A 22359-nucleotide genomic window follows, 5' to 3' on the forward strand; every position below is an offset into this window, starting at 1 on the left:
AGTCCAATCTCCCCAAACATATCGCCGTCATCATGGACGGCAACGGCCGTTGGGCGACATCCCGAGGAAAATCCAGATCGGAAGGACATCGGGAAGGCGCGGGGGCCATCGACCGATTGATGGACGCAAGTCTGGAACTCGGTCTTCAGAATATTTCCCTCTACGCATTCTCGACGGAGAATTGGAAACGTCCGATCACAGAAATCCGTTCGATCTTCGGGTTATTGATCGAGTTTATCGAAACCCGTTTGGACACGATCCACGCGAGAGGAATTCGAATTCATCATTCCGGAAGCAGAAAAAGATTGAGCCGGGGCGTTTTGGACAAGATCGACTTTGCCGTCGATAAAACCAAAAAGAACAAAAAACTCACCGTCAATTTTTGTTTGAACTACGGTTCAAGGGACGAACTTTTGCGGGCGGCACAGGAGCTTTTTTTAGAGAGAAAGCGGGCCAAAGTTTCGTTTGAAAAGCCTCTGAAAGAAAAAGAACTCGAAAAATTTTTATATACGTCCACCCTTCCTCCCGTAGATTTACTGATCAGAACGGCCGGAGAACAAAGACTCTCGAACTTTTTATTATGGCAGTCCGCATACGCGGAACTCTATTTTACCGATACTCTCTGGCCCGACTTCGACAAAAAATCTCTGGTGGATTCCCTCAAGTGGTACGAAACCAGAACCCGAAAATTCGGAGGATTGGAGAATGGGTGAAACGTCCAAAAGACTCGCTTCGGCGGCTGTACTCGTAGTACTTTATCTTTTTATGATATTCTATGCGGGTTTTTACTACCTGCAGACGTATTTGATTCTTCTCGTGGGCGGTTATATAGGAATCAAGGAATTCTATAACCTTTCCGATCGGGGAGACGACGGAAGGCCGTTTCGCGGAACGGGAACCTTCTTTATGCTTCTCATTCTTTCGTTTTATTATTTCCGTTTTATCGGCGCTCAGAATAAGTTCGAAGCTCCGATCTTCTTTCTGCAATACATCAAATATTTTATTCCTCCGTTCGATCCCGTTCCGGTCGCGTTTCTGCTTCTCTTTATCGTAACGTTCACGCTGCAGATCACCAGACGCCCGTTAGACGGAGCGATCTTTTCGGTTTCTTCCACGTTCTTAGGAGTGTTTTATACCGCGGTTCCTCTCGGACATCTTCTTCTTTTGCTCGGGATGGGGCAGGGAATCTATTACATCATCCTAGTATCCGTGATTACCTTTCTCACGGACGCGGGAGCCTACTTCGGCGGAAGATGGTTCGGAAGACATCCCGCGGGACTCGCGATTTCTCCTAAAAAAACCTGGGAAGGATATGCGACGGGAATCATCACGGCGATCGTTTCTGTTTTTATCTTCAACGCGATCTGGGAAAATTCCACCGGGACCGCATCCGCGATTTCCGGAGTGGAAGTATTTTTGATTTCGGTTATCATTTCTCTCGTGAGTGTGATCGGCGACTTATTGGAATCCGCGATGAAACGCGACGCAAAGATCAAGGATTCCGGTTCTTTGATTCCGGGTCACGGAGGAATGCTCGATCTCGCGGACGCGCTTTTAATTACGATTCCAGTGCTTTATTATTATCTTCAGATCAAGGGGAATCTTGGATTCCAAGTCTAATTGCATATGGCAACATCCGTCTGTCTTCTGGGCGCGTCCGGTTCCGTCGGAGAATCGACTCTAAAAGTACTGCGCGCTTACCCGGAAGAATTCAGACTTCATTCGTTCAGCGTTCACTCTAATCTCGATAAGGCTCTCTCGATTCAGAAAGAATTCTCCCCCGAATTCATCTGCGTCAGTTCGGAGACCGCGGACAAATCCGTCCTTGGAAACAAAATCGGCAAAACGCAGATCCTTTACGGAGAATCCGCCCTTTCCGAAATCGTGCGCGAGCCGGACGTGCAGATCGTAATTACCGCCATCGTAGGTTCGGTGGGATTGCGTCCGACCATCGCCGCCATCGTTTCCGGAAAAAGATTAGGAATCGCTAATAAAGAAACGTTAGTCACATCGGGACCTCTCATCAATTCCCTGATCGCAAAACACAAAACGAAAGTGGTTCCGGTCGATTCGGAACACAACGCACTCTTTCAACTTCTCGAATCGGTCAATCAGAACGCACTGGAAAAGATCATTCTCACCGCATCGGGCGGATCGTTTCGGGATATGCCGATCGAACAGCTTGCGTCTGTGACGAAGGAACAAGCGCTTCATCATCCGACCTGGAGCATGGGACCCAAGATCACGGTCGATTCCAACGGAATGATCAACAAGGGACTCGAAGTCATCGAAGCGCATTTTCTTTTCGGGGTTCCGTATGAAAAGATCGGAGTCGTGATTCATCCGCAGAGCATCGCGCACGGAATCATCGAACTCAGGGACGGGGCTTCTTTCGTATACGCTTCTTACCCGGATATGATCTTTCCGATCGCACATTCTCTCTTTCATCCGGAACCGGTCCCGAAAGTTCTTCGGTCTCATCCTGCAAAGGACTGGGGCAAGCTCGAATTCCGCGAACCCGATCTCAAACGATATCCGGGCTTGGGACTTGCGTTTGCGGCGGGCAAGGCGGGAGGAACCGGTCCTTGTATCTTTAACGCGGCCAATGAGGCGGCCGTGGAATTGTTCCTCAAAGACGAAATCCGTTTCGTGGAAATTCCGGATTATATCCGAGCCGCGTTAGACGAAATACCGATCGATTTTCCGGAAGCTTTGGAAGAATACGAAGAAGTAGATCGGATCGCGCGGGAAACCGTCAGAAATCTGAAAGCAAGGAAGGCAGTATCCGCATGTTGATCATGGTATTAGGCGCCGTATTTATGTTGGCGATCTCGATTTTTATTCACGAATTAGGCCACCTTCTTTGCGGAATGCTCGTAGGAGTGAAGGCGAGAATCTTTTCGATCGGTTACGGAAGAGGGGTTTGGAAAAAGAAAGTCGGAGAAACGACCTACCAAATCACGGCGATTCCGGTCGGAGGATACGTTTTATTCAAAGGGGACGATTACGGCGGAGAAGTAAAGGGTGAACCCGGAGAACTTCTTTCCACGCCACCTCTGAAACGGATGATCCCCGTATTGGGCGGACCTCTGTTCAACCTATTTCTAGGTTTTGGAATATTATTACTTTTGAATTTTCTCGGACACAATCCTCCGGGCAACCGCATCTTTATCGATCCGGCCGATCAGGAATTTTCCGCGGCGTATCAATCGGGACTTAGAACCGGAGATCGAATCCTGAGCATCGACGGAAAACAAACCGAAAAATTCGAGGACATCGTGACGAACGTGGGATTGTCTTCCGGAAGCGCTTTGAAAATCCAAGGTGAACGCGAAGGAAAACCGATCGAGTGGAGCGTTACTCCGCGCATCGTCTACAACCCGAAACGTTCTTCCGGAATTCCCACGATCGGCGTCGAACCCTTCGGAGAAAGAAGGGTCGTGGCTACGTTCAGCTATTCCGAACAATTTCAACACTGGCTTTCTTCCCGTCTGGATAAATCGCACGAAGCGGAGAACTACTATCAGGAACGTCTCAAAAAAGCCGTGGAAGGAAGAGACATTCCCGCGGAAGTTCTTTTGGAAAAGGAGAAGGAAGAAAAAGAAAACCTTCTTCGGTCCCGCGCACTCAGTTACTTAAACGACGGAGACGTGATTCAAACCGTCAACGGAAAGACGATTTCCACCGTGGGAGAACTGCAAAAGATTCTCGGAGAATTTCAGAATCAAAAGGTGAACATCGTAGTCGATCGGAAAACCTATCCGCTGGTAAATCCTTGGTCCACCGAAACCGTGGCCGTGGACGTACCGGTATTAGGCGCAAACATATTAGAATTGAAGAACCTGCGGGATAAAAAATTTCCCGAACTCGGTCTCGAATCGTATCAGTTTGCGAGTTACGATCCCGAACTCGGTCAAAAACTTCTAAACTTAGCCGTGGACGGAAAAACGTTTCCGAACTTCGAAGAACTTCTCGCTTACATCAAAAACAAAAACGGAGAAACCGTCTCCGTGGATATGGGAAATCTACGATTGGAAGCCGAACCTAAGATCCGTCCGATCGGTTTGCTCGGCTTTCGTCCGAACATGAAATTCAATCCGGCGCCGATGGAACGCGAACTCGGTTTTTTCGAATCCTTCGCAGTCGCGGGGAAAGACGTTTACGAGAACGTGGAAACGACTCTCAAGGGAATCGGGATGTTGTTTTCCGGAATTCTTTCCGTAAAAGACAGTTTGTCCGGTCCGGTCGGGATCGTATCCTACGCGGGAATCAGCTTGGAGATCGGATGGGAAACGTATCTCGAGTTTGTCGCGAGGATCTCGATCGCTCTGATGATAATGAATTTACTTCCCATTCCGATGGCGGACGGTGGACATATCGTATTGTATGCGTATGAAGCGATCACCGGAAGACCACTTCCGGGAAAAGTGATCGAGTCCATCTTTCGAATCGGATTCTTGTTTCTGCTCGGGCTCGGACTCTACGTCACCTTCAACGATGTAATGCGAATTTTCTAAACGCATGAAAGCATCGAAATATATTCTTCCCACAGAAAAAGAAAATCCTGCGGACGCGGTAGTCGCGTCCCATCGACTCATGATCCGCGCGGGGCTCGCACGCAAGTCCTCCGCCGGTTTGTATTTTTATCTTCCGCTCGGATTAAAGATTCTTCAAAAGATCAAACAGATCGTACGCGAAGAGATGAACAACACGGGTGCGTTGGAATTCGATCTTCCGATCTTAACTCCTTCCGAACTTTGGGAACAAAGCGGAAGATGGAACGCGATGGGAAAGGAAATGTTTCGTATCAAGGACAGACACGATCTTTCCTACTCGCTCGGACCCACACACGAAGAATCCTTCAGCTTTCTCGTTAAGCCTTTATTGAAATCCTATAAGGATCTTCCGATCAACGTCTATCAGATCCAGACGAAATTCAGAGACGAGATTCGTCCTCGTTTCGGAGTGATCCGCTCTAGAGAATTCGTGATGAAGGACGCGTATTCCTTTCATATCGACGAACCTTCTCTCGACGAAACGTATCAAGCGATGCGAGTCGCATATCGAAAAATTTTCGATCGGTGCGGACTCAAGACGATTCCCGTGCAAGCGGATTCGGGAAGCATGGGCGGTTCCGCGTCGGAAGAGTTTATGGTCGTATCTCCGATAGGAGAAGAAACGTTATTGTTGTGCAATTCGTGCGGATACAGTTCCAACAGCGAAAAGACTCCTCTTGTATTAAAAAAAGAGAATCTACCCGCAAACGCGATCGAAAGAAAAGAAATTTCCACACCGGGTAAAAAAACGATCGCGGAAGTCAGCGCTCTTCTCGGAATCCCCGAGTCGACTACGATCAAGGCAGTCGCGCTCAAATCGGACAAGAAAAAGATTCTCGTGTTTTTGCGCGGAGACTTGGAGCTCAATCTTCACAAGCTGCATTCGCTCCTTCGAATCGTGGATTCGGAACCGATGACAGACGCGGAAGTCCGCGAGCTCGGACTGGTTCCCGGATTTATCGCGCCGATCGCGCCGAATGATAAGGTAAAAGTTTTATACGATCGTTCTTTACAGAAGGATTTCCCGTATGTGGTCGGTTCCAACAAAGAGGACTTCCACACACAAGGATTCATACTCGAAAAAGAAATTTCCGGACTCCCCGAGTTCGCCGATGTCGCATTAGCAAGAGAAGGGGATCTTTGTCCGAATTGCAATTCTCCTCTCAAGGCCGAAAAGGGAATCGAGGTCGGACATATCTTCAAACTCGGCGAAAAATACACAAAAGCGTTCGGAATTCAAGTTCTCGATCAGAACGGAAAAAGCAGAACCCTTACGATGGGTTGTTACGGAATCGGAGTCAACCGAACCATGGCGACGGTAATCGAGCAGTGCAACGACGAAAAAGGGATCTTTTGGCCGATCAGCATCGCTCCTTTCGAAGTTTCTCTCGTGAGCATCACGAAAGGAGAGGAACAATATTCGAAAGCGGAAGAATTTTATAATGTTCTAAAGAACGAAAACCTGGAAGTTTTCTGGGACGATCGCGACGTGGGACCGGGCTTCAAACTCAAGGATTCCGAACTGATCGGATTTCCGATCCGAGTCACGATCGGAAAAAAATTCTTTGAAAACGGAGAAGTGTCGATCTACAACCGCAAAGCGGACAAGGAAGAATCCTTTGCATTCACCGGATTCGAAGACCTTGTAGCGAGAGTGGAAGCGCTTCGTCAGGAACTCTTCGCGGAACTGGAGTAGTTATGGGAAAAGAACATCATTCCCCAAAAGAGGGTTATTTCGGAGAATTCGGCGGACGTTATTCTCCCGAAATTCTTCACGACGCTCTCGTGGAACTCGAAAGCACATACAAGAAGCTCAAGAAGAACAAACACTTCAAAAAAGAACTCGAGTATTACCGTAAAAATTATATCGGAAGACCTTCTCCGCTTACGCACGCGGAACGGCTGAGCAAGGCTTGGGGCGGCGCGAGAATCTGGCTCAAACGCGAAGACTTAAATCATACAGGCGCGCATAAGATCAACAATACGATCGGTCAGGTGTTGATCGCAAAAGCGATGGGTAAAACGAGAATCATCGCGGAAACCGGCGCTGGACAACACGGAGTCGCGACCGCGACCGTGGGCGCGATGTTCAAAATGGAAACCGTCGTGTATATGGGAGATGAGGATCTTCGCCGTCAGGAACTCAACGCGATTCGAATGAGAATGATGGGCGCGAAAGTGGTCGGCGTTTCCAGCGGAACCGCGACTCTCAAAGACGCCACGAGCGAAGCCATGAGGGACTGGGCATTAAACGTTTCTAATACACATTATATCGTGGGTTCTTCGATCGGACCGCATCCGTTTCCTACGATCGTTCGCGATTTTCAATCCGTGATCGGAATCGAATCCAGAAAACAATTCAAGAAAGTAAACGGAAAACTTCCGAACGCAGTCGTGGCTTGTGTGGGCGGAGGATCGAACGCGATCGGAATGTTTTACGGATTCGTAAAAGACAAAAAAGTAAAACTCTACGGAGTGGAAGCGGGGGGTTATTCTTCCGAACCCGGCTCTCATTCCGCAACGATTCAATTCGGTAAAACGGGTTTCCTGCACGGAACCAAAACCCTCGTGATCCAAGACGAGTTCGGACAAATCGTTCCGGCGCATTCGGTTTCGGCCGGCCTGGATTATCCGGGGGTCGGGCCCGAACACGCTCACTTTCATCAAAGCGGAAGAGTGACCTACGCGAACGTAAACGACGAAGGCGCGTTAGACGCCTTTCTTGAAGTCTGCCGTGTGGAGGGAATCATTCCCGCATTAGAAACCGCTCATGCGTTTCGATTTGCGAAAGACCTCGCCAAGACGATGGGAAAAAAAGAAGACATTCTTATCTGTCTTTCGGGAAGAGGGGACAAGGACGTCGCGGAAGTCGCAAGACTTCGCAAAGGAGAATTCGAGTGAGCGCGATCTCTTCCGTATTTTCAAAAGACAAAAGCGTTTTTATTCCTTACATTTCTCTCGGTGATCCGGATTATGAATCCTGTGTCGCTTGGGCGGATGCGCTGATTCGCGGAGGCGCGGGGATTCTCGAATTAGGAATTCCGTTTACCGATCCGACCGCGGACGGTCCCGTGATTCAGAAGGCGTTCAAACGCGCGCTCGCACATCCCTTCTCGATGAAAAAAATTCTCGAGATCACCGCGGAGATTCACAAACTGCATCCGCAAACTCCTCTCGTGTATCTAACGTATTTCAATCCGTTGTATGCGATGGGTTTGGAACGGTTCGCGGAGATTGCAAAGAACTCCGGCATTCAAGGATTGATCATTCCCGATCTGCCTTATGATACCCCGGAAGCGGAAGAATTCTTCACGCAACTGGAAAAGAGAAAAATCGATTTCATCCACCTCGTAACGCCTGCGACGACCGAGGAGCGAATCAAATCGATGAAGTCTCTCGCGTCCGGCTTTATCTACTACGTGACTTCGTACGGAGTGACGGGCGAAAGAAGTTCGATCGCCAACGGTCTACGGGAAAGAATCGGGCTCGTAAAAAAACTGATCTCGCTTCCGGTGTGCGCCGGGTTCGGAATTTCCACGGCCGTTCAATCGAAAGAAATTTCCCAATACGCGGACGGAGTCATCATCGGTTCCGCGGTGCAGAGAATCATCGAAGAGAACGGATCGAATCGGGACGCTTGCGTTCAGAAATTATTTTCCTACGCGTCCGAAATCCGTTCTTCGATGAGATAATTTTCCTAAGAACCCGGAAAATATTGACGAAACTCCGACGGATTGGATACTTGATCCCCGATCTCTGTCGGAGGAACGCATGAGCGAAACCAAATTTAAAATCACTCCCATCCATATCGTATCCCTTGTTCTGGGATCCTTGGGGATCGTTCTCATTTCTTTTACGGCTTTCTTGCCGAACTTCTCACTCAATACGGAATTCTTGCTGGGCGGATTCGCTCTTCTTTTGATCAGTTCGTATCCGATCTACAAGTTCATCGAAGCCAACTCATCGGATAAACAAAGGTCGGGAAGCGTCTGGCTCGCTACCGTCGTATCTCTCACCTTGTTTTTCCTCTATCAGATCTTCACTCCTCTTTCCGAGTTGGAAGAATCCTCCGTATCCTGGAGATTTACTCTGCTTCGCGCGGGAGTCAACAAGAGCGAAAAAGAATCCGAAGAAGGAACGATCGAATACACTCGTTACAATCCTCCTCCCGGAGCGAGACAGGACATTCAGATCATCGGGATCACCACCACTTCTTTGGAAAAACTTCAGGGAAGATGGCCTCTGCCTTGGAAATATTACGCAAACATAATAGACATTTTTAAGAACACTTCCAACCATCTGATGTTCGATATTTTCTTCGTCGACTACAAGCCGGGACAAACGGAAGAAATGGCCGAAGCCCTCGCGAAAAATCCGCAGGTCATGTTTGACTACCCGATGGAAACGAGTTTGGAATCGAAAAGTTCGATTCTCAATTTGGAAAAACGGATCGACGTTCTTCGGAAATTCAAACTGGAAAACGTGGAAGATCCGGGCGACACGGGAAGATCCTGGTTGAAATTTCCCCAGCCTCCGATCGAGCCGGTTGCGGAAAAGGCATCCGGATTAGGATTTGCGAATATTAAAAAAGACGAAAGCGGTCTCAACCGCCGTATGCCTCTTGTCGCAAAACTTTTGAACGCGGGACCTCTCCGAGAAACGGAATATTATCCTTCCATCGACTTGATCATCGCCTGTAATTATCTCGGCGTGGACGTGAAACGAGACGTTCACGTGGTGATGGGAAAATACGTAAAGATCAAGAATATCCCGCAAAAGACTTTGACCAGCTTCAACCGAAAGACCCTGAAGATGGAAACGAAGGACATTATGAATCGTCCGAACGATACGCGCGAGATCACGATCCCGATCGACGACGACGGACAGATGCAGATCAACTTTCCGGGCGGACTCTATTCTTTCCGTGCGCACGAAATCTTCGAAGCGGCGACGGAATGGAACGAGGAAACGGCTTCTCAGTTTCAGAATACGATCTTTCTCGTAGCGATGTATTATGCGACCGGAGCCGGGGCCGCAAAGGATACGCACTTATCTCCTTTCGGCGATATGTCCGGGATCGAACACCACGCCGCGGCGATCAATACCATTCTCAACCAGGACTTCCTCTTCGAACTTCCGCTTTGGGGAGAATTCTTGATTCTGATCATCGTGGGTATTTTGGCGGGAATCATTCAACCCCGACTCAAAACCTGGCTCGCGTTTATCTTCTTCTTAGCGACGGCGTTTTTGTATTCCGTGATTACGCTTGTAAACTTCTCGGAACTCAACTTGGTGCATTTGTATCCGACCGTGATTCTCGAACAGCTATTCATCTTCATCGGTTTGATCGGCTTTAGAATCTTAACGGAAGAAGAGAACGTAAAATATATCCGAAGCACGTTCTCGAAATTCGTTTCGAAAGACGTCGTGGATGAACTTTTGAAAAATCCGGACAACTTGAACCTCGGTGGATCGAAACGGGACATTACCATCTTCTTCTCGGATATCCGCGGATTTACGACCATGTCCGAAAAAATGGGACCGGAAGAGCTGGTTCAATTCTTGAACCAATACCTTTCCGAAATGACCGAGATCATCATTGAATTTAAGGGAACGATTGATAAATACATGGGGGATGCGATCATGGCATTCTGGGGGGCGCCCGTGCCTCTGGAAGACCACGCTTACTACGGATGTGCGGCCGGACTCGCTCAAATGAGACGACTTGCAACTCTGAAGGAAGAATGGAAGAGCTTGGATCTCCCCCAAATGGATATAGGAATCGGACTCAATTCCGGACCTGCCGTCGTAGGAAACATGGGGAGTTCCCACAGGATGGATTACACCTGTATGGGAGATACGATCAACCTCGGTTCCCGACTGGAAGGAACGAATAAGGAATACGGGACCCATATCATTATCTCTGAGTACACCTACGAAAAGGTAAAGGACAGGGTCGTCGCAAGAGAACTGGACTTGATTAAAGTGAAGGGAAAAACTCAACCCGTTCGCATCTACGAATTATTGGATTTGGTGAACGAGGAAGACCTAAAACTATTAAGAAAACCTTTGCAGGCGAACTGAGAATTTTATAAAATTAGATTAGAAAGTTTTCATGCAACAGGAACCAACTCTGCTGGATAGAATCAACTATCCGGCCGATCTCAGAAACATACCTTTGGAAAAACTTCCCGAGGTATGCAAAGAGGTTCGAAATTACATCATCGACACTCTTTCGGGAGTGGGCGGCCACTTTGCGAGCAATCTGGGAGTCGTAGAACTCACGGTCGCACTTCACTACGTTTTCGACACCCCTAAGGATCGACTGGTTTGGGACGTCGGTCATCAAACGTATCCGCATAAAATTCTCACCGGAAGAAAGGACAAACTCAAAACCGTCCGTAAATTCAACGGACTTTCCGGATTCCCGAAACGGGAAGAATCCCAATACGATCTCTACAACACCGGTCACGCGGGAACTTCGATCTCGCAGGCGTTGGGAGAGGCGGCGGCGCGCGATCTTACCAAACAAGACTACAACGTAGTCGCCATCATCGGGGACGCGTCCATCGCGACCGGAATGGCTCTCGAAGCGATGAACCACGCGGGCCATTTGAAGAAGGATATGATCGTGATTCTGAACGATAACTTCATGTCCATCTCCAAGAACGTGGGATCGATTTCGAATTATCTCAACAACATCATCACTTCTCATTTTTACAATCACTGGAAACGGATCTTTTATACGTTTCTAAAGTGGCTGCCGATCATCGGACCTGCGACCGAACGTTTTTTCAAACGAGTGGAGAAGGGGTTTAAGGATGTTCTGACTCCCGGAGGGCTTTTCGAAGACTTGGGCTTCGGATATATCGGGCCCGAGGACGGACACGACGTGATCCGTCTCGTCAAGATGCTCGAAAAAGTGAAGAAGATGAAAGGACCGATCCTTCTTCATTTGATCACGCAAAAGGGAAAGGGATACGATCCCGCGGAAAGAGATCCGATCAAATATCACGGAGTCACTCCGTTTCGCAAAGAAGACGGAGCCATGGACAGCGGGGATTCTTCCAAGATCGCTTATAGTAAGATCGTAGGAAAGATGTTGTCCATTCTCACCGAAAAAAATCCGAAGATCGCGGCCGTGACGCCCGCGATGATCGAGGGAAGCGGACTCAAAGAATACGCGGAAAAATTTCCGGACCATCTTTTCGATGTGGGAATCGCGGAACAACATTCGGTTGCGTTTGCGGGCGCGATGACGAACGGAAACATCGTTCCGTATATGTGCATTTATTCCACGTTTTTAACGAGAGGAATGGATCAGCTCGTGGAAGACGTTTCTCTGATGAATCTTCCCGTTCGGTTCGTGATCGACCGCGCCGGTTGCGTGGGGCCGGACGGAGAAACGCACCAAGGACTTTTCGATCTCAGTTATCTTTTAGGACTTCCGAACATGGACGTGTTCGTTCCGTCGAACGGACAGGATATGATCGATTCTTTGCGATGGATGGAGACGTATGATAAGGCTCCGATCGCGATTCGATTCCCGAAGGCGAGCGTGGACATCAAAACTCTCGATTTTTACAAAGAATCTCCGATTCGACCCGGGGCGTTTCGTGTTCTCAAAAAGGGAAGGGATATCGCTCTTTTATCGATCGGTTCCATGCTCGACGAATCAAAGAAGGCGGCCGAACTTCTCGAAGGGGTGGGATTCAGCGTAACTCTGATCGATCTCGTTTGGCTGAGACCTCTCGGCGCCGACGCGTTGAACGAAGAATTGGCGAACGTCAGACATTTCGCGATTCTCGACGAAAGTTATGTCGACGCGGGAGCTTCCGGTTATCTTCTCAATCGGATCGCGCCGGAAAATCTTTCGAAATACATCAAGACGTTCGGATTTCCGCCGGAGCCGATCCATCACGGAGAAAGAAAGGAAATTTTCCATGCGTACAAATTGGACGCGCCTTCGATCGCCGAACACGTTGCAGAGGCTTTGAAAAAAAACTTAATCAAGCCTTGAAGGTTCCAAACCGAAAATCAAAGTAAAAACGGGTTATGGAATTGGAAAACTTTACTCCTTCGGATTTTCTAGAAGCGGCAAAATACTTTTACAAAACGGGCGACTCTGACAGAGCCGAATATCTGTTCAAACTTTCACTGGAAAACGAAGAGAACCACGAGGCCTATTTCTTTTTAGGGCTTATGGAGAATCAGAAGGGAAACCCGGAAAGAGGACTGTTGCAGTTCTACAAATCCGTGGAAGTGAATCCGAACTACGGAAACCCCTGCAACGAAATCGGAATCATTCTTTTAAGAGCCGGAAAGGAAACCGAAGCCGTGTACTGGCTGAAAAAATCCTTACGCTGTGAGCTCAACGACGCGCCGCATATTTCCCTCTACAATCTTGCCACTTTGTATAAGATTTGGAATCGCCCGGAAAGATCGCTTCAGTATCTGCACCGCGCGATTTTAATCAAACCCGACTTTGAAGAAGCCAGAAAACTCAAAGAAGAATTAGGTTCTGCGATTTGATCGTCGCCCGGAATTTTATAGAAGTTCCGACAAATCTTCCGTAATAAAAAGCGGCCCCCACCCGAAAAACTCAATGTGTCGCTTCCTAAGGGGCGCTCCACAGGGTGGCGGTGGCGATGACGAGCGATCCGTAGAGAGCGAGGCGCTGAGTTTCACTCGTGGGGATTTTCGACCAAATTTCCCTTACCAAAAAAATCGCCTGACGACAAGAACAATTTCGAACTCACAGTTTGTCGGAACTCCGACAAACTAATCCCCTGGAGAAGGAACCGAACTGAATTCCGGAGGCAACGGAACTTTCGGAGATTCTCCCGTTTCGGGAATTGCGATTTTTTCCCCGCGAAAGCAAATCATAGTTCCGTCTTTTGTTTCTTCCAAAAAAGGACTGAGATCCGAAAGGCAGTTTCGATCCGGACGGAATTTTAACTTTTTATGATGCGGTGTTTTGGCAAAAAGACAACCGTCTTTGTCCAATGCGAAATACAATTCTTTCAAAGAATAGGTGGTTTCGGACTCGGAAAGGAAGACTAACGTGTCTTCGGATTCTCTGCAAGCCACCAGATGGATCGGATATCCTTCCAATTCGAGATAGCCGTTCTCCGCAAATTCTCCGAAACGATTATCGATGAAGATTCCCAGCTCGTCTTCGCGAAGACTTTGACGAAAATATGTAAGCACTTCTTTTTGATCGATGCGGTTCCCGCGGAAAATCCAGCGATCCTCGGAATCGACAAAAATCTCACTGTTGAATTTTCGAGGAGAAGGGGAATGAGGACTTTGCGGTTCCATAAAATTCTTCACCTAAAATTATCCTTATAACGATACGCGACGCCTTCGATCACGCCCATCTCGTTGTTCACGTAACCGATGGCGACCGTGTTCCCGTCTCCGTTTCCCGATTGAACGAGGGTAGGCGGAACGTTCACGATTCCTCGGCCGGTGAAGATCACTCCGTCCATATGATTTGCATATAATTCTTTTTTCAGCTCTGTGACCAAGTATTCCGGCACCCTTCCGTTCGCGAAGGAGCGAATGATAATTTTACCGTACGTGCGGTAAGGCTTCGGAGGAGAAGAATTTCGGATTTCGATTTCGTTCCAGGAGCTTTTATGAGAAAAACCGAATTCTTCTCGTAAAACGGTTTCCGGGATAAATTCTACGGACTCGCAAGAAAAAAGAGTGGAAAGTAGAATCAGTACCGAAAGAATCTTCGCAATCCGTAAAAAGAAGCGAAATCGGGAAGAATTTTCCGTTTCCGGATGCATGATTCCATTCAGAAAAACTGGAAATAAGGCGCAAGTGTTTTAATCTTGTTTCTCGTTTATCGAGAAGTGAGTTGTTCAAAATAAATTAAATGTTATGATAAAACAGGATAAGGGAATCCAGTTCGAATTCGAGTCATTCGAGTCGCACCGTCCTTAAAACTTCAAATGGAAGATACAGAGTTAGAGAAAAGGTCGAGGGAAAACGTATTAAAAATCGGTTATTGTTCTCTGGACGAAATCGAGGAAAAGGTCAAAGCGTTCCGCGTTATGAACCAGAACGCGGCCAAAAAAAGATACATCATCACGAGAGAACCGATTCTGGATTCCGGTGGAAGAACGATTCTCGCGAAAGCCGCCGAGATCGACATCTCGGCGGCCAAACTTTTGAGAAGACAATTCAAAGGTTCTCAGATGTTCAAAACGTTTCAACCCGACGAGGGGATCGTCATCATTTCCGATATGACTTCCGCCGAAGGCGTTTCCTTTACGATGGATATCGTGACTCAGATCATGAACCTCGGGGGAGGCGCTTACGAAGGATTTATCGACCGCGTCGACAGTTTCGCGGAGTTCATCAATCTACTGAAAAAGTCCTTATTTCCGAAACTCATCATCATCGGTTATATTCCGCAAAGTCAGGTTCAATCCGAGCTGTTGAATTTCGTCCGAGTAAAACGGGTCGATAATTATTTGCGCGCAATCGAACTTTCGCACAGTCTTTTCAAACCGAATCCATATTTTCCGAAAATCAAACAGGTCGAAATTTCCCAACACGATCCGAAAAGCTGGGGACGTTTCGTCGTGGAGATTATCCGGGAATATACGCGTCCGTATCTTTTGGAAGAAATCTAAGTTTCGCGTTTTTTCCGATTTAGCGGAGAAGTGTGGGAACTCATACGTTTTCAAGAAACGATGGAATTGCGTTTTAGAGAACAATTCTTACGACAAACGATCGAAAGAAAAAAAATCGAAAGCCCGTTCAAAAAGGAATCGAGCTTTCTTCTTTTTTAAACCTTGAAGAATTCCAAGTTGTCCCGTAACGGATCGGGAAGGGTTCCGAGCGCGTTCATATACTTCTTGTAACGATTTTCCAATTCCGTATATTTACGATTTCTAATATTGATGAAGCGGTTGTGAATCTCCGAGAATGCCGGAGTTTTTGCGACCTTGTCGCGAATCGCTTTACTGAACGGGATATGTCTGTAAAAAATTCCCCGAACGACCTTGTTTAGACGCTGAACCCCGTCGGATTCGTATTTCATCCAAAGCTGATAGTCGTTCGCGAAAATATCACGGTCGTTTCTAAAACGTTTAAAATCGCCCGCCAACTTTTCCTTAATCTCGATCGAAAGATCCTTGTTCTTCTTAAAAAACTGAATGTAATCCGTGTAATCCGCGGTGATCGAAGGGTTCCCTACGTTGTTCCATTCGGCTCCGAGAATCGACTTGGTTAGTTCCCAACGGAATGCGGCGAGTGCGTCTGTGACCATCGTTTTCAGATCGCCTTGCGCGAAGATCGGAAGAACGATTCTTCCCGGACTTTCTTTGGAACCCGCTCCTCTATGAATCGAAAGATCCTGCCACATCATCACCTTGGTTCCGATCGATGGTACAAGGATGAAATCGGGAACCACCGATTTTTGAATAAATTCTTTCGTGATTCCCAATTCGTTGTTATTGTAAATCACTTCCCGATGGAAGATGGAATAGTCCACCGCGACAAGTTCGTGAATCACGTCTTCGAGGATCTTTTTCGTGACATACGACTTATCGATCGCCATCTGACTGTGAAACTTGGTCAGGATCGGGAAGTGTGTCGCGGGACTTCCCGAGGTGAGTCTAACGTTCGCCTCGTAAAGAGAAGCGAATTCGAACTTGAGTCTTGTGTCCGGGTTGTCGAGTTCGGGAGGAATGTCGGATTCTTTTTTGATGTTGATGGTCCTGTTTTCCATCTTTATTTTCTCAAAAAAGTTCTGCCCCATCTCGTCGAGAGAAGTCGGAATCTCCCGTTTATAAATTCTTTCCAGCCACTCCGTTCCGAGCCAAACCGGAACATCCGAAGCGGGAGTCAACGGATCCTTCTGAGTGTACATAAAGGCGATCTGAGAATCGTCCACCATCGTCTCGTCGAAGTATCCGTATTTCAACATGAGATCCACCGGTTTCGGAACGTTGCGGTTCGAATTCATATACTTCGTAAAACATTCCTGATACATATCCCAGTAATGTCTTCCCAGCGTTCTTCGGATCTTTCTGTTGTCCCCTTCCGGATCGAGTGGATTCTTTAAACTCTTGACCTTGACCATCAAGGCGGAGAATTCCTTTACCTTCTCCGCTTCCAAACCGGAGAATTGAATGATGACCGAAGCGGAGTTGTCGAGTTCCTTGCGGATCGCATTCACGTCCACACCCGCCGTAATTGCGGAAGCTGCGGGAGCCTGGGTTTTAGGGGCCGTTTCCTCCATCTTTTTAGCGAGCGCTCCCGCTTTGGATTGAAACGCTTGCGCGTTCGGAGAAAGACCGGCAACCGGAACTCCGAACAAAGCCTGATGACCGTTCTTATATTTTTCGATCTTGCCGGCAACGGCGCCTAACACGGGTACTACGAATTCCGCCGGAGCGGTTCCGTAACCGGAAGAAGTAATGTCGAGAATCAGATAAAACTTTTCAACGAGACTTTGTTCGCCCACAAAAAACAAACGGAACGCTTCGTCCAAATCGGAAAGACAGGCTTTGAGAATTCCGGAAATCTGCTCCAATACGTTCGCAAGTTTCGAACAAACATAAGCGAGCATGGTAGGATCCGCCGTGAAAAGAGCGTTCAAAATTTTCGGGTCCTGCATGACGAGCTTTCGGATGAAGCTGAATTCTCCGTCCTGGAAATCGATCTCTTCGGGATACAGTCTCGTGAGTTGGGATTCGTGTTCTTCTTCCAAAAACTGAGGACTCGGTCTATCCGGTAAAAGACCGCCGTTGTCAAAAAATAATTTCAAGTTCTCCCGACAAAGACGCATCACCGGATCCACGACATCCGCTGAAACTTCGGGGATCGGAGCGCCCGGTTTGATGTCCGGAAAAACGTTCGGATTGAATTGATAGTAAAGAATCGAGAGGTTATCGTTTACCTTTTCGATTTCGGAAGTGATCTTGCGGATCTGATTGGACTTCTTGAAAAGTTCCGTGATTTCGCGTAGAAGAGTCCGCGCGACCATGAGCCCCAACGAGACCCGCGAGCCCACGCTCTTACCGATCGTGTCGCGGTTCATTGCGTATGTGGAAACGACGCAGGCGTCTTCGGCTTGAAGATGAAACGGATATCGACCGCTCGTAAAAAGAGCCACCGATCCCGGAGTTAAATTGGCTCCGCCCAGTTTAAAAAGTTCGAGTTTTCTTCCTCCGGGAACTTCGGTCAGATAACGAACCGTTCCACTATGAAGCACGTTGAGAGTATTTGCGGGAGAACCTTCGGGAAACAATAAAGTTCCTGCGGGAGCTTGGGCTTGTTGTTGTGGAACTGAGGGATCAAATGCCATAATTAGATTATCGAGGGTTAAATGAAAAAGAAACTATTTCTTATCCTTGGAGAAAACACTTTTTTCGAGGGAGAATCAAAAAACCGACCTCTGAAAATCTACGAAGTTCGCATAAATGCAAACGGGAGAATTCTCCCGCAGGATAGGATCGTTTTTCGTTGCACTTGACTCCTTACGCCGCCTGAAAACCATACGGGAAGAATGAATCATAAAATCGAAAAACTGCTCCGCGTCTCCCGGATCGGCATGGTTACGAATCAAAGCGCCTTCGGGCCGAACGGGGAATATCACTTTCAAACCTTACGGAAGCGATACGACTTGAAAAAGATATTTCTTCCCGAGCACGGATTGTTTGCCGAACTTCAGGATCAGGTTTCCGGATCGAATTTGAAATACGCCCTGGACGGAGTGGAATTTATCAATCTTTACGGAGATCATGAATCGAGTCTCGTGCCCGATTCCGTTTCACTCGAAGGTTTGGATTTGATCGTCATCGATATTCGGGACGTGGGCGCGCGTTATTATACCTTTCTCACCACTGCGTATTATTTTTTGGAAGAGATCGCGAAATGGAATTCTTCCGGAAAACAGGAAATTTCAGTCGTCGTTTTCGATTCGCCGAACCCGGCGGGAGAAAGAGTCGAAGGCTCTCCTTTGGAAAATGAATTCGAATCCTTCGTAGGAGTCAGAACGGTATTGCATCGTCACGGATTGACGCCAGGAGAATTACTTTCGTATTATCAAAAAGAATTTTCCTTAAATGTGAAACTCAAGATCGCAAGGAAAGGCTGGTACGCAAAAGAAGATTCCGAATTTCTTTGGATTCCGCCCTCTCCGAATATTCCGTTTCGTTCGACCTGTTACGTTTATGCGGGTCAATGTCTTTTGGAAGGAACCAATCTTTCCGAAGGAAGAGGGACCACGAGACCGTTCGAAACGTTCGGTGCGCCTTACATCAACGAACAAAACGATCGAATCCGCAAAGCTTTGGAAGAATCACAAAATGAAAGCTGCACCTTGCGTCCGTTGAAGTTCATTCCTACGTTTCACAAACACAAGGATGAAATCTGCGGCGGCTTTCAGATTTTGTTGAAGAAGCCCGAAAAATTTCACAGCCTTTTCTTTTCTCTTAAGTTGATACGAATGCTTCGGGAAGAATATCCGAACGACTTCGCATACAGAGAAGGAGCCTACGAATTTCGATCCGACCGGCCAGCGATTGAACTGCTCGTGGGGGATCGATTCTTGTTGGATTACCTTTCGGGAAAATATTCGGATTCCGTTGTATTCGAATATTTACGAGAACAAGAATGGACCTGGAAACGGAAGTGTAAGGAAATTTTGTAAGCTACTTTGTGGAGTTTCCGACGATTTTTTGAATCAATTCGCCTGCTTCCTTTAAGATTTCGTTTGGGACTTCCTTGTGCGGAGTATGTTTTACTCCCTGGATCATCCTTTTTACGGAAGGACCGGATACTTGGTTTACGATCGAATTCACCTGATCCTCGCTTCCGTACTCGTCTTTTTCTCCCTGGATCACGAGCACGGGACATTGAATGTTCGGTAAAAAACGTTCTATATTCCAATTTCTGAATTCTTCGGAAAGCCACGTATCGGCCCAGGCTTTAAAAACTTCTTCCGTTTTGTCGGAATGATATTTTTCCAAAACCTGTTTTAATTTCGTAGTTTGATAAGCGACAACCGCTTCGCGGATACCGGTCAAAGTAATTTCTTCCACAAAAACGTGCGCGCCTTCGGTAATAACTCCGATCACTGTTTCTGGAAATTTAGCGGCCGCTATGAGGGCGATGGAACCGCCGTCGCTATGTCCAAAAAGAATCGATTTTTTAAGATTCAAAACCCGAATTATTTGAAACAGAGTATCCGCTTCCTTTTCCAAGTAGGAACGATCCCTTTTTACGGACGGGAAACGACCGGATTTTCCGTAACCGATCCGATCGTAAACGATCCAATTGCAGCCGTTTGCTTCCGCGAGTCGTTTGGGAAAATCTTTCCATAACGGTATACAACCTAAAGAATCATGAAGAAAGATCAAATAAGAGCGGTCCTTGTTTTCTTCGAATCTCGCGATTCGTATATTTGTGCCGTTTATCTCAATGTCGAACTCTTCGATGTCGCGTAACTTTTTCTTTTGATCCATTCCCAAAAATTCCTTTTCCGAAATACGATTGGAAAGAATAATGTACCGACTGGTACGTACATAATCAAGAGTTTTTGAAAATCGCCTCGATTTATAGTCAAGCCAGTCGGAAACGATCCGATTAGAAAGCGGGGAGGGACGAATCATGTCCGGAAAAGAGGAAATATTGGCGATAACGGCCGACCTGTTTTATACGAACGGATACAATAATACAGGACTGGCCGAAATATTAAGTAAATGTAATTTAGCAAAAACGAGTTTATACCATCATTTCGGATCCAAATCGGGGTTAGGTATCGCTTATCTTGAAAGGATGAAAGAGGACCTATTCAATCGGATCGGATTGTGGGTAAGTAAACGAAAATCTCTCGGAGAATACCTGAACAAATGGATTTGGTATATTAAGAAAAGCATTAAAGAAGGAAAATTTCACGGTTGTCCGTTTGCGAGTTTTTCCTATCAACTTTCTAAAGAGGACGCGACGGTATTTACTCCCAAAGTCGAAGAAATCAGCCGTCAGTGGATAGAAATCTTGTCCGATTATATCGTAGGCTTGCAAAAAAAGGGAAACGTCCGTAAGAATCTCGATGCAAGAACGATCGCTTTGGATATGCTCGCAATCTATCAAGGATACGTGACGTTATGGAAGCTTACGAACGAAATTCGATATATAGAAATGATGGACGGAAAATTTAAGGAATTGGCGAAGAGCGTTGAACTCCCTGGAAGACCGAAGAATTCCGATTGAGTAGATACAGTCCATTGATTCATTGATCAAAAAGAAAGTTTCCGATTTTGAAATTCGCAAAGTTTGCGTTTGATAGATCAAGTCATCGCAAACGTCCGAAGATGTTTGCTTAAACTTTTCGTAAAAGCCAAACGTTTTCGATCGCCTTACATTTTCCCTTTAAACCTCCGATCACTTCTTTGTTTACGATCAGATTTGGATCGTATGACTTTTTATAGTGTCGATCGACTTCCTCGTTGCTTATAGAAAACGGCGGCCCCTCCATCAAGTTCTGATCATACTCGTAACAAATCAGCAGTTGAGGAGCAGTGTCGGTCAGGTTGAGTAAATGATTCGTATAACGATTGCGCATCTCTTCCGGCAAAGCAACCAACGCAGCCCGGTCGTAAATCGCATCGATGGGGCCGAGTATTTCTTTCGATAAGAGAAAAATGTCGCCCACAAAGATGTCGATATTCTCCGCGCTATAGTGATCCAGAGAGTTGAGTTGCTTTATTTTCGGTTCAACCCCGAGCTCTGAAAATAATTGATCGATTGCAATTTGACTCAATTCGGCTCCGGCGACGCGATATCCTTTGGAAAGAAGCCAGGAAATATCCAAGGTTTTACCGCATAAAGGCACAAAGACGCGCCCGTTTTCAGGAGTAGACAACTTTTTAAAATGTTCCACCAAGAATGGATTTGCTTCTTTTTCGTGAAAGGCGATCTCATTTTTTCCCCAACGCTGATGCCAGAAACTTGCTTCCATAAATAACCTCTAGAATCGATTCGTCTTTGCTTTCGTTATTCGTAAAATGAAATTTGCAAAGAACAAAATGAAACTATATTGCAGCCTCCGATTTTTGCGACAATCTCATAAATTGATATTTTCGGTTATTTGAGTTTATGCGACCTTCGTAAAAATACTTGTATTTCGGTGTGAATCGCAATTCTATCCGATAAATAGAAAGCGGAGATTCTCGGATCGTTTCCTTTTGAGAACCGTGTAAAGAAATCCGAATTCAATCTGGAAGGTGTTCCGTACAATAGCAATGGAAACAATCAATCTTGAAAATGATATTTCGCGATCGAGGCTAATCTTAATGATCGATAGTTGCGCCGCTTTGAGTGCCGGTTTGATTCTTCTTTTGATTCCAATTCCATTTGCGAGTTGGTATTCCCTTGCAAATGAATTATTTACGTTTACCGGCGCAATCAATCTTATTTACGGGCTTTATTCGGGTTCTCTGCTCGCAACGATCGTCTTTAAAAAACCGCTTAAAAAATTTTTTGTCAATCTATTGATCCGTGCGAATGTTTTCTGGGCTTTCGTGTGTATCGTGATCATCGTATGGAATTTGTCTAGTATCAATCCTTTCGGGATGGCTCATATTGCGTTCGAGGCTTGTTTTGTCGTATTCCTTGCAACACTTGAATTCTATTTCGTTCGCCCGATTGCGGTTTGATTGAAATCGAATTAATATATTTTGTAAGGGAGAATTCTGAACGGTCCGTTAAAGAGCAGGGCAGTTCCCGTAATCCAATCTTAAAATTTGTGACGTTCAACGAAGAGAAAAGTTGTCCA

General features: G+C 46.7%; 19 protein-coding genes. 14 read left to right on the forward strand and 5 right to left on the reverse strand.

The genetic code is table 11. The annotated features are described in order from the left end of the window. Positions 1-32 precede the first annotated feature (32 nt). The 10 genes from DLM76_RS11090 (at position 33) to DLM76_RS11135 (ending at position 13088) form a co-directional block, all read left to right on the forward strand. On the forward strand, positions 33-713 hold the full coding sequence (locus DLM76_RS11090) for an isoprenyl transferase (RefSeq protein ID WP_241548230.1): 681 nt from the start codon (positions 33-35) through the stop codon (positions 711-713). Beyond that, on the forward strand, positions 706-1620 hold the full coding sequence (locus DLM76_RS11095) for a phosphatidate cytidylyltransferase (RefSeq protein ID WP_118955291.1): 915 nt from the start codon (positions 706-708) through the stop codon (positions 1618-1620). The genes DLM76_RS11090 and DLM76_RS11095 overlap by 8 nt, the downstream gene beginning before the upstream one ends. A gap of 6 nt (positions 1621-1626) precedes the next feature. Beyond that, the gene (gene dxr / locus DLM76_RS11100; RefSeq protein WP_118965208.1) at positions 1627-2796 is read left to right on the forward strand and encodes a 1-deoxy-D-xylulose-5-phosphate reductoisomerase; all 1170 of its coding nucleotides are present in this window, start codon (positions 1627-1629) and stop codon (positions 2794-2796) included. Continuing rightward, positions 2790-4517, forward strand: a complete 1728-nt coding sequence (locus DLM76_RS11105) for a site-2 protease family protein (protein ID WP_118965209.1) — start codon at positions 2790-2792, stop codon at positions 4515-4517. Before dxr ends, DLM76_RS11105 begins: the two co-directional genes overlap by 7 nt. A gap of 4 nt (positions 4518-4521) precedes the next feature. Beyond that, positions 4522-6252, forward strand: coding sequence for a proline--tRNA ligase (locus DLM76_RS11110; protein WP_118965210.1), 1731 nt, complete (start codon positions 4522-4524; stop codon positions 6250-6252). A gap of 2 nt (positions 6253-6254) precedes the next feature. Beyond that, the gene (trpB, locus tag DLM76_RS11115; RefSeq protein ID WP_118965211.1) at positions 6255-7457 is read left to right on the forward strand and encodes a tryptophan synthase subunit beta; all 1203 of its coding nucleotides are present in this window, start codon (positions 6255-6257) and stop codon (positions 7455-7457) included. Beyond that, positions 7454-8248, forward strand: a complete 795-nt coding sequence (gene trpA / locus DLM76_RS11120) for a tryptophan synthase subunit alpha (RefSeq protein ID WP_118965212.1) — start codon at positions 7454-7456, stop codon at positions 8246-8248. Before trpB ends, trpA begins: the two co-directional genes overlap by 4 nt. A 79-nt stretch (positions 8249-8327) precedes the next feature. Further along, positions 8328-10640 (forward strand): adenylate/guanylate cyclase domain-containing protein, encoded by a 2313-nt coding sequence (locus DLM76_RS11125; RefSeq protein ID WP_118965213.1) that lies wholly within the window; start codon positions 8328-8330, stop codon positions 10638-10640. Positions 10641-10671: 31 nt separating this feature from the next. Beyond that, positions 10672-12576 carry a 1-deoxy-D-xylulose-5-phosphate synthase gene (gene dxs / locus DLM76_RS11130; protein ID WP_118965214.1) on the forward strand — a complete coding sequence of 635 codons (1905 nt, stop codon included), beginning with the start codon at positions 10672-10674 and terminating at the stop codon, positions 12574-12576. Between the two features lie 35 nt (positions 12577-12611). Continuing rightward, on the forward strand, positions 12612-13088 hold the full coding sequence (locus DLM76_RS11135; protein ID WP_118955283.1) for a tetratricopeptide repeat protein: 477 nt from the start codon (positions 12612-12614) through the stop codon (positions 13086-13088). A 249-nt stretch (positions 13089-13337) separates the two neighbouring features. Here the strand turns inward: DLM76_RS11135 and DLM76_RS11140 are convergent, their stop codons facing one another. Both DLM76_RS11140 and DLM76_RS11145 read right to left on the reverse strand, forming a co-directional pair. Continuing rightward, positions 13338-13877 carry a hypothetical protein gene (locus tag DLM76_RS11140; RefSeq protein WP_118965215.1) on the reverse strand — a complete coding sequence of 180 codons (540 nt, stop codon included), beginning with the start codon at positions 13875-13877 and terminating at the stop codon, positions 13338-13340. Positions 13878-13885: 8 nt separating this feature from the next. After that, complete coding sequence (locus DLM76_RS11145) at positions 13886-14353, reverse strand: hypothetical protein (protein ID WP_118965216.1); 468 nt, start codon at positions 14351-14353, stop codon at positions 13886-13888. Between the two features lie 165 nt (positions 14354-14518). On the opposite strand from DLM76_RS11145, the gene DLM76_RS11150 reads away from it, so the two are divergent. Further along, the gene (locus DLM76_RS11150; protein ID WP_118955279.1) at positions 14519-15205 is read left to right on the forward strand and encodes a hypothetical protein; all 687 of its coding nucleotides are present in this window, start codon (positions 14519-14521) and stop codon (positions 15203-15205) included. 155 nt (positions 15206-15360) lie between these two features. On the opposite strand, the gene DLM76_RS11155 is transcribed toward DLM76_RS11150, so the two are convergent. After that, complete coding sequence (locus DLM76_RS11155; RefSeq protein WP_118955278.1) at positions 15361-17886, reverse strand: DUF8509 domain-containing protein; 2526 nt, start codon at positions 17884-17886, stop codon at positions 15361-15363. Between the two features lie 201 nt (positions 17887-18087). On the opposite strand from DLM76_RS11155, the gene DLM76_RS11160 reads away from it, so the two are divergent. After that, complete coding sequence (locus DLM76_RS11160) at positions 18088-19233, forward strand: DUF1343 domain-containing protein (protein ID WP_118965217.1); 1146 nt, start codon at positions 18088-18090, stop codon at positions 19231-19233. 1 nt (position 19234) lies between these two features. On the opposite strand, the gene DLM76_RS11165 is transcribed toward DLM76_RS11160, so the two are convergent. After that, entirely contained in the window at positions 19235-20047 is an 813-nt protein-coding gene (locus DLM76_RS11165; protein WP_118965286.1) for an alpha/beta fold hydrolase, read from the reverse strand. 145 nt (positions 20048-20192) lie between these two features. Here DLM76_RS11165 and DLM76_RS11170 point away from each other — a divergent pair, with 145 nt between their 5' ends. Further along, a complete protein-coding gene (locus DLM76_RS11170; RefSeq protein ID WP_118965218.1) occupies positions 20193-20795 on the forward strand; it encodes a TetR/AcrR family transcriptional regulator in 603 nt (200 codons plus the stop codon). 109 nt (positions 20796-20904) lie between these two features. Here DLM76_RS11170 and tmpT read toward each other — a convergent pair whose 3' ends face one another. Then, positions 20905-21543, reverse strand: coding sequence for a thiopurine S-methyltransferase (gene tmpT, locus DLM76_RS11175; RefSeq protein WP_118965219.1), 639 nt, complete (start codon positions 21541-21543; stop codon positions 20905-20907). A gap of 334 nt (positions 21544-21877) precedes the next feature. Here tmpT and DLM76_RS11180 point away from each other — a divergent pair, with 334 nt between their 5' ends. Continuing rightward, entirely contained in the window at positions 21878-22240 is a 363-nt protein-coding gene (locus tag DLM76_RS11180; RefSeq protein WP_118965220.1) for a hypothetical protein, read from the forward strand. Positions 22241-22359: the final 119 nt, after the last annotated feature.

Origin of the sequence: Leptospira yasudae, from assembly GCF_003545925.1 — a bacterium.
Taxonomy (GTDB): Bacteria; Spirochaetota; Leptospiria; order Leptospirales; family Leptospiraceae; genus Leptospira; species Leptospira yasudae.